Origin of the sequence: Bradyrhizobium campsiandrae (assembly GCF_014529705.1) — a bacterium.
Lineage (GTDB): Bacteria > Pseudomonadota > Alphaproteobacteria > Rhizobiales > Xanthobacteraceae > Bradyrhizobium > Bradyrhizobium campsiandrae.
Genome location: NZ_JAANIH010000471.1, coordinates 1 through 223, shown reverse-complemented (window position 1 = coordinate 223; position 223 = coordinate 1). Strand labels below are relative to the sequence as shown.

Genomic DNA, 223 nt, shown 5'->3' with positions numbered 1-223 from the left:
GCTCGACGTCGCGATCCACCAGCGTCTTGACGAGCTGCGAGGCCAGCACGCCTGCGCCGCCGTGTTTGGGGCCCTTCAGCGCGGCGAGTCCGGCGATGACGGCATCATAGAGACTGAGTCCGGTCGAGGCTGCGCAGCGCGCGGTGAAGGTCGAGGCGTTCAGCTCATGGTCGGCGAGCAGGACCAGCGCGCGCCGGATCAGATCGGGCGCGTGCTTGTTGTC

Annotated in this window: 1 protein-coding gene; it reads right to left on the bottom strand. The window is 68.6% G+C overall.

Features of this window, described 5'->3' with window-relative positions; genetic code table 11:
• A partial coding sequence (locus tag G8O24_RS43930) for a citrate/2-methylcitrate synthase (protein WP_283815689.1) occupies positions 1–223 on the bottom strand: 223 nt, incomplete at both ends.